Source organism: Marinobacter sp. M1C (genome assembly GCF_023314135.1).
GTDB lineage: Bacteria > Pseudomonadota > Gammaproteobacteria > Pseudomonadales > Oleiphilaceae > Marinobacter.
Genome location: NZ_CP092289.1, coordinates 3,872,726 through 3,887,876, shown reverse-complemented (window position 1 = coordinate 3,887,876; position 15,151 = coordinate 3,872,726). Strand labels below are relative to the sequence as shown.

At 53.8% G+C, this 15,151-nt stretch carries 12 protein-coding genes and 1 tRNA gene; 1 reads left to right on the top strand and 12 read right to left on the bottom strand.

Annotated elements, in window-relative coordinates; translation table 11 throughout:
• The first annotated feature begins 131 nt into the window (after nucleotides 1-131).
• Entirely contained in the window at nucleotides 132-728 is a 597-nt protein-coding gene (locus MIH19_RS18295; RefSeq protein ID WP_249006220.1) for a hypothetical protein, read from the top strand.
• A 113-nt stretch (nucleotides 729-841) separates the two neighbouring features.
• Here the strand turns inward: MIH19_RS18295 and MIH19_RS18290 are convergent, their stop codons facing one another.
• The 12 genes from MIH19_RS18290 to MIH19_RS18235 all read right to left on the bottom strand — a co-directional run bounded on the left by MIH19_RS18290 (nucleotide 842) and on the right by MIH19_RS18235 (nucleotide 15,019).
• Nucleotides 842-4,018, bottom strand: a complete 3,177-nt coding sequence (locus tag MIH19_RS18290) for a type I restriction endonuclease subunit R (RefSeq protein ID WP_249006219.1) — start codon at nucleotides 4,016-4,018, stop codon at nucleotides 842-844.
• 8 nt (nucleotides 4,019-4,026) lie between these two features.
• Nucleotides 4,027-5,031: a virulence protein RhuM/Fic/DOC family protein gene (locus MIH19_RS18285; protein WP_249006218.1), complete on the bottom strand. Its 1,005-nt coding sequence runs from the start codon at nucleotides 5,029-5,031 to the stop codon at nucleotides 4,027-4,029.
• Nucleotides 5,032-5,106: 75 nt separating this feature from the next.
• A complete protein-coding gene (locus tag MIH19_RS18280; RefSeq protein WP_249006217.1) occupies nucleotides 5,107-6,291 on the bottom strand; it encodes a DUF4268 domain-containing protein in 1,185 nt (394 codons plus the stop codon).
• A complete protein-coding gene (locus MIH19_RS18275; protein ID WP_249006216.1) occupies nucleotides 6,284-6,991 on the bottom strand; it encodes a hypothetical protein in 708 nt (235 codons plus the stop codon). The genes MIH19_RS18280 and MIH19_RS18275 overlap by 8 nt, the downstream gene beginning before the upstream one ends.
• Nucleotides 6,992-8,392 (bottom strand): restriction endonuclease subunit S, encoded by a 1,401-nt coding sequence (locus tag MIH19_RS18270; protein WP_249006215.1) that lies wholly within the window; start codon nucleotides 8,390-8,392, stop codon nucleotides 6,992-6,994. It lies immediately after the preceding gene.
• Nucleotides 8,382-10,097, bottom strand: coding sequence for a class I SAM-dependent DNA methyltransferase (locus MIH19_RS18265; protein WP_249006214.1), 1,716 nt, complete (start codon nucleotides 10,095-10,097; stop codon nucleotides 8,382-8,384). The genes MIH19_RS18270 and MIH19_RS18265 overlap by 11 nt, the downstream gene beginning before the upstream one ends.
• 321 nt (nucleotides 10,098-10,418) lie before the next feature.
• On the bottom strand, nucleotides 10,419-10,634 hold the full coding sequence (locus tag MIH19_RS18260; RefSeq protein ID WP_249006213.1) for a hypothetical protein: 216 nt from the start codon (nucleotides 10,632-10,634) through the stop codon (nucleotides 10,419-10,421).
• Nucleotides 10,635-10,645: 11 nt separating this feature from the next.
• The gene (locus MIH19_RS18255; protein WP_249006212.1) at nucleotides 10,646-10,903 is read right to left on the bottom strand and encodes a hypothetical protein; all 258 of its coding nucleotides are present in this window, start codon (nucleotides 10,901-10,903) and stop codon (nucleotides 10,646-10,648) included.
• 277 nt (nucleotides 10,904-11,180) lie between these two features.
• Nucleotides 11,181-11,256: transfer RNA gene (locus MIH19_RS18250), tRNA-Phe, on the bottom strand.
• Between the two features lie 119 nt (nucleotides 11,257-11,375).
• Nucleotides 11,376-11,648, bottom strand: a complete 273-nt coding sequence (locus MIH19_RS18245; RefSeq protein WP_249006211.1) for an oxidative damage protection protein — start codon at nucleotides 11,646-11,648, stop codon at nucleotides 11,376-11,378.
• An 81-nt stretch (nucleotides 11,649-11,729) separates the two neighbouring features.
• The gene (mutY, locus tag MIH19_RS18240) at nucleotides 11,730-12,791 is read right to left on the bottom strand and encodes an A/G-specific adenine glycosylase (RefSeq protein ID WP_249006210.1); all 1,062 of its coding nucleotides are present in this window, start codon (nucleotides 12,789-12,791) and stop codon (nucleotides 11,730-11,732) included.
• Complete coding sequence (locus MIH19_RS18235) at nucleotides 12,791-15,019, bottom strand: AsmA family protein (RefSeq protein ID WP_249006209.1); 2,229 nt, start codon at nucleotides 15,017-15,019, stop codon at nucleotides 12,791-12,793. The genes mutY and MIH19_RS18235 overlap by 1 nt, the downstream gene beginning before the upstream one ends.
• Between the last annotated feature and the right edge of the window lie 132 nt (nucleotides 15,020-15,151).

Sequence of the window (15,151 nt, the reverse complement as noted above, 5' to 3'; positions counted from 1 at the left end):
TTTCGATAGTATCTGCTCAAGAGTCCAGCTCTAACCCTTGTGTTGGGCTAGAACCAAGCGACCACACCTTGATCATTGGTGAGTGACAACAGCGTATTAGAATGGCTACTGTGACTGCTCAAGAGTACCGATTGGACGTGCTTCAACGCGGAGCGAACAATGCGTCGGAAGTTCTTGCGCAATTGATTGAGTCCGGAGTGTTCGGAGAGGAGGCGCGCCCGAAGGCAATTACTGCTAGGGAATGCCTAACAGTAATTGCAGAGACACCACCACAAGATGAGTGGATCGAGGTGACTCGTGAGGCCAGTGACGCCTTGGAGAGCGCGACTTCGCCGGAGGCTACTTTGGAAATATATCGAACACTAATAGAGGAGGTTAGTGACAGCAACGAGGTTAATGAAGGGTTTCGTGCTGCAAGCGCAATTATCGAGGACGGAATAAGCCAAGGGCTATACTATCCAGGTCAGGACTTGTTTCAAGAGCTGGCAAGTGGAGGAATGCAAAATACTCTTATTCCAACCAAGTCCGCGCTAAGTCATGCAACTGATCTGGCGGTCGCCGATGGGAAGGGCGCGCTTGATGGTGCGGTTCGAGGATGCGTGGCTGGGGTGCGTGGTGCCGGGGCTGTAGGGTGTGGTGCAGGCGCGATCGGTGGTGCTGTTGCGGGAGCGGTCGGTAACTCGGCTACAGAGCTTATCGAAAAGGTATGGAAGTACCTACGCTTCTGACGTCGAGATTAGCGATACATCGCCCCAAATCTGTTGGGTGAGATGGTCAATATGTCGGAAAGGGGTTTGGAAGCCAGTTAAGACTTTAAAAAGAAGATGTGAAGCTGGGATCATCACCGGCTCCACCCATTCGACAAAACTTCCGCCTGCTGCATTATCAACTCGATGGCTTCAGAAGCCTTATCTGGTGGGTACTTATAACGTTGTAACGTGCGACGCACTAGAATCCGCAACTTGGCCCTTACGCTTTCCCGCACCTGCCAGTCCACGGTGGTCGATTTTCGCAATTTATCGGTGATCTCGATCGCGATCTTTTTCAGAATTTCATCACCCAGCTCGCGCACGGCGCTTTCGTTATTTGCCAGAGCATCGTAGAAGGCTACTTCGTCGGGGGTCAGGCCAAGGGCGGCGTCACGCTCCATTTCCGCCTGGAACTGCTTGGCCATGGCGATGAGTTCTTCAATGACCTGAGCGGTTTCGATGCCCCGATTGTTGTAGCGGAGCAGCGTCGCCTGCAGGCGGTCGGCGTACTTTTTCTCCTGCACTACGTTATTGCGGGTCTTGGCTTTGATGTCGTCTTTCAGTAGCTTTTCCAGAAGCTCTACGGCAAAGTTTTTGTAGGGCATTTGCCGAACGTCTTCCAGGAACTCGTCAGACAGCAGGCCGATATTGGGTTTGTCCAGGCCGCATAGGGCGAACACGTCGGTGATGCCTTCGGACACCAGAGCATTGTCCAGAATCTGTTTGAGAGCGGAATTTTTGTCTTCCTGGGTCAGCTTCTTGTCTACGCTGGTGAACTTGGTAATGGCTGTCTTTACCTGGGACAGGAAGGCCACTTCTTTTTGCTGGGCTTGGGCTTCGTCCAGTGTGGCGCATAATGAAAACGCCTTATTCATGGCCAGCACGGTATCCAGAAAACGCTTCTTGCCGTCTTCCAGGCCGAGGATATAGTTCGCAGTTGGGACCAGCAGTTTGTGGGGTTCTTCTTCAAAGCCGGCGTAACTGAAACTTTTGCCTTTGGGGCCGGGCGCAAACATGCCGTGGATGATGTCCAGTTTCTCTAGCAGAATGGCGTAGGCTTCTTCCGCGCTGTGGGTGGGCGCGCCTTTGCCTTTGGCGTCGGTATAGGTTTTCAGGGCCTGCTTGAGTTCGTTAGCGATGCCGATGTAGTCCACCACCAGACCGCCGGGCTTATCCTTGAACACGCGGTTTACCCGGGCGATGGCCTGCATCAGGTTGTGGCCCTTCATGGGCTTGTCTACATACATCGTATGGCAGCAGGGCGCGTCGAAACCGGTCAACCACATGTCCCGCACGATCACTAGCTTGAGCGGGTCGTTTGCGTCCTTGAAGCGTTTCTCCAGCCGCTTCTTGGTTTTCTTGTTGTGAATGTGGGGCTGCAGCAGGGCTTTGTCAGAGGCGGAACCAGTCATCACTACTTTAATGGCGCCTTTCTCTGGATCTTCGTCGTGCCATTCCGGGCGCAGAGCCACGAGTTCGTTATACAGCTGAGCCGCAATATCCCGGCTCATGGCCACAATCATGGCCTTGCCTTCAATGATGCTGTTGCGGGTCTCAAAGTGTTTGACCAGATCTTCCGCCACCTGTTTCAGCCGGGGGCCTGAACCTACCAGTTTTTCCAGCCGGCTCCATTCACCTTTGGTTTTCTCGCGGTTGCCAACGTCTTCTTCGTCTTCAACCACTTCCTCGACCTGGTCAGAAAGCGCTTCGATGGCCTCTCGATTGATGTCAAGCTTGGCCAGGCGAGATTCGTAGAAGATGGGGACGGTTGCGCCATCGTCGACGGCGTCCTGAATATCGTAAATCGACACGTAATCGCCGAACACGGCGCGGGTGTCTTTGTCTTCATTGGCGATGGGTGTACCGGTAAAGCCAATGAAAGAGGCGTTGGGCAGGGCATCCCGCATGTGGCGGGCGTAGCCGTACTTGTAGGTGCCGTCTTTCTTCAGGGTGGCTTTCAGGCCGTACTGGCTGCGATGGGCTTCGTCAGAGATCACCACAATATTATGGCGGTCGTTCAGAACAGGGTGGCCTGATTCACCGTCCAGCAGGGCGAACTTCTGTACCGTGGTGAAGATGATTCCGCCGGATTCCCGCTCGGCCAGCAGTTCGCGCAGGGCATCGCGGTCTTCGGCTTGAACGGGCTCCTGCTTCAGCAGTTCTTTCGCGGCGCTGAAGGTGGCGAAGAGCTGGCCATCCAGATCGTTGCGGTCGGTCACCACAATCAGGGTCGGGTTGTTCATCTCCGGCTGTTGCAGCAGTTTGCCGGCGTAACAGCACATGGAAATGCTCTTGCCCGAACCTTGAGTGTGCCACACCACGCCGGCTTTTTTGCTGCCGGGTACCACTTGGTCGCCGTAGGTGGCGCGCTTCTCGCTAATGCCATGGCCACTCATATCGCGGGCGGCAATCACGGTGGCCCGCACCGCTTCGCGCACGGCATGAAACTGGTGGTAACCGGCAATTTTCTTGATCAGCTTTTCGGAATCTGTTTCGAAGATGACGAAATAGCGAAGGTAATCCAGGAACAGTTCCCGGTCGAAGAAACCCCGCACCATGGTTTCCAGCTGCCATTCCAGCAGGGGCTTGTCGTCCTCATGCTTGAGGGTGCGCCAAGGCATGTAGCGTTCCTGGCTGGCGGTAAGGGAGCCAACCCGGGCCAGATAGCCGTCACTGATGATGGCCGCTTCGTTATAGGCGAACAGGTCGGCCACTTCGTCTTTGTAGGTCTGGATCTGGTTGAAGGCATCCCAGATATCCACGTTCTCGGCACCGGGGCTTTTCAGTTCCAGTACGGCAAAGGGCAGACCGTTAATGAAGCACACAATGTCGGGCCGGCGCAGTTGCTTGGAGCCCTCAATGGTGAACTGGTTGATGGCGCGGAAGCGGTTGGTGGTCAGATCATTGAAGTCCACCAGAAATACCTGGTCGTGGATGACCCTGTCGTGCTCTTTGTCAGAGGCTCTCGGCAGCTTGTATTCAACCGGCACGCCCTCCAGCAGCAGGCGATGAAAGGCCCGGTTGCTGATCACCAAATCCAGGCTCTCTGGTTTGCGCACCACATCTACAGCCTGCTCAACGGCGCTTTGGGGCAGGTGAGGATTAATGCGGCGGATGGCCGCTTCAAGATCAGCCAGTAACAATACCTGTCGATAGTCGACTCGCTCCGGTGACGGACCGTCCGGCGCTATGTCTGGCCCGTGGCCGATTTCCCAGCCACCTTCGGCGAACCACTCCAGACATTGTTGTTCCAGCTGATCTTCCGTCATTTTTTATCCTATTTCCTTTCATCTTTAACTTCGGCGGGCTCCTTTAGCAGGATGAAATGCTCGATCAACCGGATCATCAGAGTTTTCTGATCCGGCAAGCTTTCAGCCACTAAAAGCGCTAATGCCACCAGGGTGTTGTCGTTGATAAGGTGTTCTACTGGCTTTGCTAGCAGAGCTGCGTTACGGCGCAGATACCATAAAAACAGAAAAGAGCCGCAGCGCTTGTTGCCGTCCGCCAGCGGGTGATTCTTGATGACAAAGTAGAGCAGGTGGGCTGAACGGGTGGCGATGTTTGGATAGAAAAGCTCGTCACCGAAGCCTTGTTCTATGGTGGCAAGTGCAGAGGTTAGTCCGTCTCCCCGTAACTGTCCGAATAGCTCCGTTGCCTCGCCTTTGGCGATCAGTGTTTGCTTCAGCTCGCCAATAGCCCGCAGCGCCTCGTCCAGCTCTAACGATTGCATGCCCGGCTGTTTTATGCCGACCTCTGCCAAATGCTGTTCGTCATAGCCTTGCAGCAGGCTCCAAGAGCGGGCGTAATCGCTGATTACTCTGGCAACGGCTTCGCCTTCTGTAGAAACCAGGCCTTGATTGGTGAGCGTGCGGCTGAGCAGGTTAACGGCCTGCTCGAATTCGATGCCGCGTTCGGTTAGGCGGCGCTGGTTGAGGGTGTAGCCTTGGACCAGGTGGTCTTTGAGTACACTGGTCGCCCACTGTCGAAACTGGACACCACGCTGGGATTTGACGCGATAGCCGACCGAAATGATAACGTCGAGCGAATAGGCAGTGACTGGCTTGTCTGATTCGGCAATATGCATTTTTTGCATATTGCTCACTTCTGGAACTTCGCCTTCCTTGAAAACATTGCGAATGTGACGGGAGATAACCGACTGGTCGCGGCCAAACAGCTCACACATCTGAGCCTGATTAAGCCAAACGGTCTCTTGCTCAATCGCGACCTCAAGCTGAGCCTGACCATCGCTTGAGGTGAAGATTCGTACTTGTTGCTCAGTCATGACATTTCCTTGTCTCGGGTTCCTTATGGCGAAGAATGTTAACCACGAGGGCCAAACCTACCAGAGATCCTGACGTTATTCCGCATCCTGAGCCGGTTCCTTATTCAGGTTTGCAGTCCTCAGCTCCTGTCGAGCTTTTTCCAGGGGGCCACTCAAGGCTTGCTCTAGCCGGGTCATATGTTCAACCAGCCACTGGATCATCTCTGGCCAGTTTGCCTTGTTATAACCATCTACGGATTTTTCGTACTGAATACGGCAAGCGATTTTATCGGGTAACGGCAACCAAACCAGTTCGTTGCCAAAAGCGGTTTCGATCTGTAATTTCATGCTCTCCAGTTGGTCAAAGACAAAACGATTTGCCTCGGGGCGACTGCTCTGTAAGCTCAGTCCAACTCGCACTTCGTTCTTGCCGAATATCAGCTGGTAGCCCATGCCGCTGATGCCCGATCCCGCATTTAGCCAGTGATCTTTGGCGGGGCTAATGTTGTTGAACAGCGAACAGTCACTGCGTCCAAATGCTTCCAGTGTTTGCTCCCAGAAAGCCAGGCGAAGTGTGTGCCGGTGTTTTTGCTCGTGGCTGGCGCTCTTTTCCTCGGCTTCCTTGGCCATCATGCCGATCATGAAGTCAGAGGCTTCCGGCGTGGGGATGATCTGCTCCACATTCAGGAACAACTCGTCTCCAGCCTGCCAGGGAGTTACTTTGAAGCACTGACAGTTCACGCCAAACTGGCTGAGCCAGAGTACGGTGTTGGTGACTTCCTTACGGTAGTGGGCGGCCACCAGAATCAGGCGCTGGCTTTTCAGGGTGTTGAGCTGAACGGATGGCAGGTCATCGGCCTGCAGAAACTCCAACAACAATTTTTCAGCATCGGCAGGCTCGCCGCCTTCATTCTGGGCTTTCTGGTTGAGATAGCGCTGGAAGATCTCCACCACCTGCTGCTTCTTCAGGTTGGCGCAGTAGCTGGCGTACTTCAGTGCTTGCCAAACCACATCACGGCCGCTGTCGTCGAGCTTGTTTTCGATAATGACCAGGTTGCCGTCCTTATCAATGGCCAGTAAATCCAGCCGCTCGCGAGTGTCGTCAAAGCCGTCGAACTCCTTCTGGATAATCAGCAGTTCCTCGCCGTCGCTTTGGGCCAGCGCTTGCGGGTAGTTCTCTAGCCACTCCTGCAGATGTTTGCGCTCAGTGAACCCCAGCTCTCCGAAGCGTTTGGCTTCTAGTGGAGTGATGCGGTTGGAGGCTTGGTCGATCTTAAACATCCTCAGGGTTTCCCTTAACTTTTTGCGTTGTACGGGTATCAAGCGTGTTGGCTTCGATTAGGTTTGCCAACCGGCCAACTTCCGGTTTCAAAGCACCAATTTGCTTTCCAACGGCGTTGACTGAGTCAACGAGTTTGAGGAGGTGGGGTTTGTTGATGAAGCCCGGCAGATTGGCGTAAGGTTTTACGTCGAGTAAAAACTGATCGGTATGCCTTTTACTGCTGCTCATACTCTCCCACTCCAACTGGATATGGAAAGGGTCTATCGGTTTTTTAGTGTTGCTTTTTTCCTCATTTTTGGGTGAGAAAAGTTGGTAACCCACTGCAAAGAAAATGGATATTTTCCCATCCTGAGGAATGGTTGCTATTGGACCGCGGCGGTGAGAGCAGTCAAGCACGAGATCGTATCTCGCAAAGTTTTCGGAATTGCCCTCAAATTGAAAGTAGACATCTTTAGCCGGTCCTTTGCCCACATTGGCGATTGCTATATTTAGTCCGCCCGTACCATCAGGGTGCGGCTCAAAATAGGCTATCAGTCTTGGCTCTGAGCCCGCCTTGCGAAGCAAGCGGTTCTCTCGCCAAAGAAAAAGGGTTAACAACGCAATTACGAGAGTAGAAAATCCGCTGAGGACTGTTGCAAGGTCTTTCCAAGTATCCACATTGCTGACCTTTTGAAGTAAGACAGCCAACCAATCGGTCATTTATGTACCCACCGTTGTTATTTTCAGTGCCCCAGACAGAAGTTTGGGCAGAAGCGAGTCGCGCATAGCCGACAATGACTTGGATTCATTACCATGACTTCTTGCAAGCCTTAAATACGGGGATGCAATTCGGTTGAATGCTTCTGCTAGCGCTTGTGGATATATTATCCACGGAAGCTCTGCCAGCGCTTTTGCGCTGGCGCGCTGCCGTCCGCTTGTGCCAGTCATCGATTGAATGGCATGTTGACGAAAGCTCGTATCTCGGGCGATGACGTAGGAAATTGATTCTGGATAGGGCTCTTTAGATTTCATCACGATGTATTCTGTGGAGCCCCAGCCAACCTGACCGCTTTCCAAGAAATCAACGAATGCTGTTTTTCCGTTTTCAAGACAAGGCGTAATTCTAGCCAGCAGAGTATCGCCGTTAATGAATTTGGTTCCACTGTTCATTTCCCGCAGAACAACGTTCTCAGCTAGGTGGCCAGAGGTGGGGACGTTCTTCATATCAAGATAAGGGGCAAGAGCTCCTTTTTTCAGCGATCTGCGAGGATTGAATTGAATTAGCTCGGAAAGTTGATCAACACTCCACCCCTCCGGAAGCTCCCCCAACTCACTCTCCTGCATAGCCGACGGAAACAGCTCGGCGGTGGCGCGGAGCTCGGTGTATTGCTCGGGCTGTTCGGTCTGAAGGCGGGTAAGGTCTTCAGATGTCTTTCCGGAAATGGCCTGCATGGCGGCGAGCAGGGCGTCGTCTTCGCTGCCGCCGGCTTCCAGTGCGGCGATTTTGGCTTTGACCGGCTCGAAATCGACAAACCAGCTTTTGAAGATGGCTTGGGCGATCTGTTCGAGGGTTTGGTTGATTTGGTGGTTGAGTTGGATTTTGTCCTGCAATGCCGCTAGCACCCCGACAATTTCTTGCATTACAGTACGTGACTCAGGATAGATAATCGGAAACTTACGTATCTCTCCCAGTGGTAAATACTGCTGAGTTGTCCCTCGGAGACGTTCTTTGATTTGTGCTTGCGCTAGTGGCGAAGTCAGGTAGAAATAGAGCCATTTGGCTTTCAGTGGGTCGTGATTTTTGAGCAACCCCACGTTCTTGATTGCAAAGTCAGGCTCGTTCTCAATCAAGCAAACCTCACCAACGGTGCCAATCATAGATAGCAACACATCGTTTATATCGACTTTGCTTCTTCGATTCACATCATTGAAATCTTCTTCGGAAATTCGGTAAGACTTTGTAAGATCGAGCGTGCCACCGATAATGTTTTTAGACGTTACTAGAAGTTTGCCTTGCTCAGTTTTTTTGGGGGAGTCGTGTGTTCCGTCTGCTACTTTGACGCAGAACTCTTGCATCTGTGACTCGTTCCAATCCTGTGAGACGGAGAGTTCAGAGCTCATACCCCAGCCCCCCAAGACTTCGCTTGATCTCAGCTTCCAGTCGGTCACTCTCCGCAAACTGCTCCCGCAGCTGCCCGGACAGCCGCGCCATCTTCTCGGCAAATGGCTCGTCATCCTCTTCCTGCTCCTGTGCACCCACATAGCGCCCCGGCGTCAGCACAAAATCGTGCTTCTTGATTTCGGCCAGGCTGGCGGATTTGCAGAACCCGGCGATATTCTCGTAGCTTTCGCCGCCCTGCCAAGTATGGAAGGTGTCGGTGATTTTGCCGATGTCTTCATTGGTGAAGTCCCGCAGCACCCGATCCCGCATAAAGCCTAGGTTACGGGCATCGATGAACAGGAACTCTTCCCGGCGGTCGCGCTTTTTCTCGTTGCGCACTACGCCGTTGGCCTTGTCTTTGGTCAGGAACCAGATGCAAGCGGGGATTTGGGTGTTGGTAAACAGTTGTCCGGGCAGGGCGACCATGCATTCCACCAGGTCTTCTTCCACCAGCCGCTTGCGGATCTCACCTTCGTTGTTGGTGTTAGAACTCATGGAACCGTTGGCCAGCAGCAGGGCCATGCTGCCGGTGGGTGCCAGGTGGTGGAGCATGTGCTGCATCCAGCCAAAGTTAGCGTTGCCTTTCGGCGGGGTGCCGTACTTCCAGCGCACGTCGTCCGCCAGGGATTCGCTCCACCAGTCTTTGATGTTGAACGGTGGATTGGCCATCACAAAATCGGCGCGTAGGTCCGGGTGCTGGTCGTCCAGAAAGGTGTCGGCGTTCTTCTTGCCGAAGTTGAAGTCGATGCCCCGAATGGCCATGTTCATGGCGGCCAGTTTCCAGGTGGTGGGGTTGGATTCCTGACCGTACACGGAAATGTGCTTTTTCTGATCGGCGGCGTCGTAGTGCTGCTCGCTGGCGTGTTGTTCGATGAACTTGTCGCTGGAGACAAAGAATCCGCCGGAGCCCATGGCGGGGTCGTACACGCGGCCGGAGTAGGGCTGCAGCAGTTCTACAATCAAGGTAACGATGCTTTTCGGGGTGTAATACTGGCCACCCTGCTTGCCTTCAGCCAGGGCGAATTGGCCGAGGAAGTATTCGTACACATGGCCCAGAATGTCTTTGCTTTGCAGGCTCAGCTTCTCGCCACCCAATACCGGCTTGGTGAAGGATGTGTCGGAGAAGGTGTTGATCAGCCCCAGCAGCTTGTCGTTGTCCAGCTGATATTGGCTGATGCGGTTAAGAATGCCTTTAAGCTTGGAGTTGTTCTTTTCGATGTCTTCCAGGGCGTTGTCGATCAGCCAGGAGACGGAGCGTAACTTCACGTCATTACCGGCATCGTCTTGCCAGAGCACGGTGCCTATGGGTAGCACGGCTTTTTCTTTGAGAGTGTTCCAGCGGGCGGGCTTGGGCACCCAGAACACGTTGGCTTCACGGTAGTAGTCCAGCACCTCTAGCTCATCTTGGAGTGCTTGCTGGTAGTCCTCGTCGCTATCAAAGTCTTCCCTAGGCAGGTAATAGATGTTGTCGTCGCTGTCGGATTTGAACAACTCCAGCAATGCTTCCTGGCGCTCCTCGAAGGCGTCTGACACGTACTTCAGGAAGATCAGGCCCAGCACTACATGCTTGTAGTTGGCGGCGTCTAGGTTGGCGCGGAGCTTGTCGGCGGCTTTCCAGAGCTTGTCGTCCAGGGCTTTGAGGAATTGCTGTTCCGTGTTGTTCATGGATTCTCTCGTGGGTGTTTCGGTCGTACGGTTTTGTTCAGGATAGCGCGCAACTGCGACAAAAAGTGTCGCTATGGTATGCGGATTTCGAAATAATAATTGTGGAGCTTAGAGGAAGAGGGGAGCAACGGCAATTGATGCCCGCCTAGTGAAGAGCGGGCCGTCTGATCGTCGCTTAACGAGTGCGGCGAGTCTCGGCGATAGTATCCGGTTACAACGTCTGTCTTCGACAACACTTAGGCCTAACTGTTGTCATAAGAAGAGTGAAATCCATCCCCGAATAAGTAGTACCGTCGGGGATGGACAGTTGCAGAAGCTAGTCTAGTGGAGCGTCTTTTCGGTTTGCAGCAGAATGTTCCCGCAAGTATCGAAGTTGACTATGGCATGTAACCGATCAGGCTCTTCCTCATTACGATAAAGTTCCAGCGTGATCCAATCGTCGCCGCGGCGCATCTGAGCATTGAAGATCGTTTCGTCGCTGCCAAACTGCTTGGAGAGTTCTGCGGCCAGTTGCTGGGCCAGTTTCATGAATTTCATGGATAGGCCCCTTAAAACCATTCGTGTTTTTTGATGTCACCAAGACTGTCCGCCAGCGATTTCGGCTGTGGTGGCGTTTGTATCAGTTGGGAGCCTGTCTCCAGCGTATCTGCAATCAGCTCTGCCATGGTTTCAGTGATGGTGGCGGTTTTGCCGTCATGGCACTCCAGCTCCAACGTGACTGTTGCCGTTTTGAAGTGGTCGAGCAACCAGGCGATAACCAGGGCTTCTTGAAGAATACTGCTGATGTGACTGCAATGTTGATTCATGTAGGACTTCCTTCTGGGTTAGAGGTTTAGTTTTGACCGGTCTAAATCCAGAGTACATGAAGTCGTTGGCGCAGCAAGCAATTGGCCAGAGGGGGGCTTTGTGATTAAATGAAATCGAAAAACAGGGTGTTATGGGAGTTTTTTGTAATACAGAGGTCTGGAAAGAAAAAATTACAGTTTAGTAATTTTAGTCGTTTTCCAAGCAATTCGGGTATGTGGGGACTAATGATGGGACAACCACGATTCCCCTCCTAAGTTATTGATTTAGCGGGGGGAGTGGTGCCCGGAGGCGGAATCGAACCACCGACACGAGGATTTTCAATCCTCTGCTCTACCGACTGAGCTATCCGGGCATGTTGCAATACTGCGCTGCAACGGGGCGCTATTAAACCGGTTTGGCCGCACTGAGTCAAGAGGGCCTTTGAAAATTTGTTAAAGTTTTCAGTGCTGCTCGTTGGGCCACGTTTAGGGGTTACTTCTCAGGTGGAACGTAGCCTTCGGCTTTGTCGAAGGGTTCGTTATTAAAGAAGCGTTCCATCTGCGCCTGCAGGTATTTGCGGGTGTTCGGGTCCATCAGGCTCAGGTGTTTTTCGTTAATCAGCATGGTTTGCTGGCTTTGCCATTCGTCCCAGGCGGCTTTGGAGATGTTGTCGTAGATGTCCTGGCCGCGGGCGCCGGGCATGGGCGGGTTGTTCAGGCCTTCCATTTCTTTTTGATTTCTGCGGCAGAAAACGTTGCGGCTCATAGGGGCTCCTGTGAAAATTTTGGGATGTTTGGAGGAAAGTCAGATTGCCCTCATCATATCAGCAATAAGGCTGCCGGGTTGCTACAGCAGCGTGGTCTGCTCGGGGTCTGTCAGCAGTGTGCGTATGGGCGCCGGCAAGCCTAGGCTCAATGCTTGGTCACGGTGCAGCCAGCGGTGATTGTCGTCGGCAACGCAGCTCTGGGGTTCGGCGCTCATTCGCGCTGGCTGTATGTGCAGGTGGTAATGGCTGAAGGTGTGACGAAAACCGCTGATGCGTTGTGGATCACCACAGCTTAGGCCTAGCTGTTGTTCGCAGGCCTGCTGCAGTTCGTCTTCGCCCAATGCTGGGTCCAGCTCTGGCAGGCTCCATAGGCCGCCCCAGATGCCAGCGGGCGGCCGGCGTTGCAGCAGTATGCGACCGTCGCTGTCTTCCAGTATCAGCATCCAGGTGGTTTTTTCGGGCTTGGCTTTTTTCGGTTTCGAGCCGGGGTAGAGTGCGGTTTCACTGTTGGCGTAGGCCAGGCAGTTTTGCTGCACCGGGCAGCGTTCGCAGCCCGGGCGGCTGCGGGTACATACCAAGGCGCCTAGGTCCATAATGGCTTGGGTATAATCGCGAATACGTTCGTCGGGCGTGTGCTGTTCGGCGAATTGCCAAAGTTTCTGCTGTACCGCGGTTTGGCCCGGCCAGCCGACTACAGCGTGGTGGCGCGCAAGTACCCGCTTGACGTTGCCGTCCAGTATGGCGGCTTTTATATCGTAGGATTGCGCCAGAATGGCGGCGGCGGTTGAACGGCCGATGCCGCTCAGGGCTTCCAGTTGTTGCTGGTCGCGGGGGAATTCGCCGTTGTGTTCCTGCACCACGACTTGTGCGGCTTTTTGCAGGTTGCGAGCGCGGGCGTAATAACCCAGGCCGGACCAGTGGCTGAACACGTCGTCTGTAGGCGCTATCGCCAGTGAGTGAACGTCTGGAAAGCGCTGCATAAACGCCTGGTAGTACGGTATAACCGTGGCTACCTGGGTTTGTTGCAGCATAATTTCCGACACCCACACCCGGTATGCGGTGCGGTTGTGGTGCCACGGCAGGTTGTGCCTGCCGTGTTCATCAAACCACTTCAAAAGGGCTGAGGCAAAGCGGTCAGTCATCAGTTAAAGAAGCCTTTGAGCGCGTCTTTTACTTTGTCGCCGGCGCCTTCACCCAGCTTTTCCTGAAGCTTCTCTTTTACTTTGTCTTCTGCTTTGGTTTTTGCGCGGTCTATTTCTTTCTCTACTTTGGCGCGGGCTGCGTTTTTGGCGATGTCTTGCAGGCTGTCGCGGAAGCGCGAACCGTCGAAGGAGCAGAGCCCTGCTGGGTCATCGTTCAGGTTGCCGCGGCACTCCAGGGGTATAACCACGTTTCTCACAATGTCGGTTACCCGGCAGGCTGGGTCGCGGTGGATTTCACCCACAATACGCAGGCCGAGTTCGTAGTCCACAAGGGTTTGCTGCATATCAACGCTGCCCTGGCCTTCCAGCTGCATGCCAGCTAGCGATGCTAGCAGTTCGGTGTTGTTCAGAGTGTTGCCGTTAATGTCCAGGGTGCCGCGCATGTCATTAAACGGTGTGGTAGTGCCCCAGTCGGTCGTACCCAAGGTTTCCTGATTGACCAGTGCAATGCCCTGGCAGGCCAGGCGGGTCAGGTTCATTTGGCGGAACTCACCTTCTGCCAGGTTAAAGGTAATTTTGCCATCGGCGTTACCGCGCAATGCGGCCATGGTGTTGCCGGTGGATTTGGCGTTTATTTTGAGGTTTGCTCCGCCAGAGAGCATGTCTACTTCCGCCAGGTCGTTCAGTAGCGGCAGTGTTTGTACGCCTGCCACGTCGGTGTTTATGCTCCATTTCGGAGTGTCGGAGCGGGCATCGATGCTGGCATTGGCGTTAAAGTTGCCGTAGTAGAGTTTGCCGCTGAAGTCATCGATTTCCAGTACGCCGTTTTTGGCCAGGGTGCTGGCTTTTATCTCATTAATTTGAAGATTGCTGACGGTTAGCTTGTTCAGTCCCAAATCAATGTCTAATAACAGCGCGCGCAGGGTATCCAGGGGCAGCAATTGCGAGTCCGGGTCTGCTTGGGCTGCCGCAGTACCAGAACTAGAGCCAGAATTAGAGCCAGTGCCGCTTTCAGTCGCCGGGGTGTCCGATGGTGGCGGCAGGTAGCGATCGGCGTTTAGCTCGTCACCGGTCAGGCGAAAAACAAACGCGGAGCTGGCCAGGTTATAACTGCCTGAACCGTTGAAAGTGGTGTCGTCCAGTTTCAGGGTTAAGTCGGTTAGCTCCGGCTTGCCCGCTGCTCCGCCAATGTTAGTACTGAGGGCCAGAGCGGTGAGTACGTCGCCGTCACTGGTTTGAATAGCGGGTTGACCCAGGTTCTCCAGCAGTTTTTTCAGTGAAAATTCGTTGATGGCGATGTTACCCGCCAATTTTGGCTTGTCGCCAAAGCCTTCTACATTCAGATTGGTGTTGGCGCTCAGGTTGGCAAAGCTGAGGCTGATGTCTTTCAGGTTCGCGGTTTCGTTAGCCAGGTTGGCGGCCAGTGATCCGCTGATTTTAGCGGTGATGGTTTTACCGGCGAATGCATCGCCTTTTATGTCGAAGCTTGCGTCCAGGCCCGATGCGCTAAATGCATCTAATGCCTGGTTAGCCGATAGGCGGGCTGCAATACTGCCTTCTACCTTCATTTGCGGCTCGGTGGTTTCTACCCGAAAGCTGATGGACAGCGGAAACTCGGAACCCAGGGTGATGTCGCTGGCGCCCAGAGTGAAGTCTTCCAAGGTGATTTCCTGGCCGGTGGTGGCGTCGGTGTAGTGCACTCGGGCGTTGGCGATTTCGACGTTGCTGACGTTGAAGTTCAGTGGTTCTGGCGAGCCTTCACTCTCTGTTGCTGTTGCTGTTGTTGTTGTGGCAGTCGCGCCCGGAGCCGGTTCGCTGGAGGCAGCTTGCTGCGCGTCTTTCTCCGGCATTATGCGGGTCCAGTTAGCCTGGCCTTCTTTGTTAACGCTCAGATGCGCGTCCAGGCCGCCCAGTACAAAGTTGTTCACTTGGGGCGACATGGCGACCAATGACCAGAAATCGATCTCTGCGACCAGGCGATCGAGCGCGATGAAGCGTTCGCCGTCGAGTTTGGCTTCAACGTTATTCAGCTCTAAGCCGATGGGAATGAACGACCAGCTGATGTCGCCGTCTAGAATCAGGTCGAGATTGGTTTGCTTTTCTACGGCCTGCTCAATTTGCGGTTTGTAGGTATTGGGATCAATCACCAGCATGGCGACGGCTATTGCCGCTACGGCCAGTAAAATCAGTGCCACAATAGTAATGAGCAGGTAACGTAGTGCTTTCATTGGGCGAGTCCTGTTCGTTCAGATCAGTGTGCGATAGTTCAGAGGATAACGCAGGGTTAGCAAATTAACAGCGTGAGTGTATGACAATGCCGTAGTGTTAGGCCAAAGTACCGCCGTATTTCTGTGACGATC